This window comes from Bartonella sp. B10834G3 (assembly GCF_016102505.1).
Lineage (GTDB): Bacteria > Pseudomonadota > Alphaproteobacteria > Rhizobiales > Rhizobiaceae > Bartonella > Bartonella choladocola.
The window spans coordinates 1-1,674 of record NZ_JACFOM010000011.1 but is presented as its reverse complement, the minus strand read 5'-3'; the positions used below and the strand labels follow the sequence as shown (position 1 = coordinate 1,674).

Annotated in this window: 1 protein-coding gene; it reads left to right on the top strand. The window is 31.2% G+C overall.

Going from position 1 to position 1,674, the window contains the following annotated elements; all coding sequences use genetic code 11:
* Positions 1 to 1,238 precede the first annotated feature (1,238 nt).
* The coding region (locus H3S94_RS11725) for a LysM domain-containing protein (RefSeq protein ID WP_198241175.1) at positions 1,239 to 1,674 on the top strand (436 nt) is incomplete at its 3' end.

Sequence of the window (1,674 nt, the reverse complement as noted above, 5' to 3'; positions counted from 1 at the left end):
CGTCTGGGACAAGCCGAATGGCGGCTATTGGCAAAATCCGTGCTTGAACTAGGCAACTATTCTTTTTGAGCATGACATATTACATGTGAAAATAATTGCTTATATGTGAATGGTTTTCACTCATTATCAAGAACTCTGTTTATGCGGGTTTTTATTATTTTTTGCGCCGACAAAATAATGGAATTTCTTTCCTAGAAATGTAAATACGTTTAATTAAACTCATACCGAGAATAGATGAATAAACATTGATGATTAGACAATATTCGTAGTAGTATATAACTTAAGAAAAACTCAAAATGAAGTTATCTTGTTAATATAAATGAGTATTGCATTAATAATATAATTTGTTTTATAGATGGATATCCGGTTTTAAATGTGATAGACATAAAATATCGGTTCTATGTTTAAGTAGAAATGAGTTTAAGTAGAGTGAGTTCTAAACATTCATTTACAATCACGGTGAAAATAAGTCAGGTTCTGGTGGTGTCGTTTACCTGAAAAATGGCATCATACTTTTCAAACATTCAAAAATGTGAAGACAAGCCGGTTCGACAGGTCATCACGATGTTCATAAACCTTATTAATTGTTGCCGCGTGTTACAAAAAATAGCACGCGTCACAGAAAAAATAGTATATGACAAAAAAATAAAATTTAACCGAAAGTATTGGAGGGTATTCTCTTCGTCATAAAAGGCAGAAAAAAAATACAAATATCCATTCTTCATCACGCAAACAAATAAGTGTATAATAGATAATTGGATACGTAATTGATTATTATCAATTTAGAAAAAAATATATGAATGGAAAAAATGCATTATATAATTAAAAAATATTTAAAAAAATGAATTAAATGTATTAAAAATATTATAATAGTAAAATAAGAAATAAATAAAAGCCAAATAAATAACGTTATATTATTTTTTGTTATTAATTAAATTATAAATAATTAAAAAAATGAATTGAAAAAACAAACGGCGATATTATCAATTTGAAATTTAATTAATTATAGATAAAAAATATTCATAAAAATACGTTATTTTGGTAAAAAATTTCAAATTAAAGCGTTTTAAAAAAATTATTTTTATAATAAAAATAAGTGGAAATATGTAATTAAATACCTTAAACATCATCATATGATTCCGTCGTGTAGTTATTTAAAAGAATCGATCGGAAAAATATAATTCATTACTATAATAAAAATCGAAGCTGTGAGAAAAGTGTCATTATCGGGGTAGATCATGAATATGTGGGGTGATTTTTTAAGTCGTTTTAGAAACAAAACGATTTCGTGGCTTACGATATTCTTTTATGTTTGTTCGACATTTCTTCTTACGATAGCGCAGGCGGATGCAGCCCAGAGAAGCCGTGATCGTCAGTATGAGGGGGCTTATGGTAGCAACTCTTATTACGGTGCGAGTTATAAGGGTGGTGATTATCAATCCCAGGGTTTGAATCCTGCTAGTTATGGTAGCTCCTCGTTAAATGATACCTATTCAACGCCGATCATGACACGCGCCTATGTGCTGGTGTCCGGCGACACGCTTGATAGCGTTGCCAAGCGCTATAATTTGAGTGTTGAGGGGTTGCGTCGTCTCAATCTGGATCGCTTCTTCAAGAACGGCTTTGACAAGGTAACGGTGGGGGATACGGTTTATGTTCCGCTGTCACCGGTTT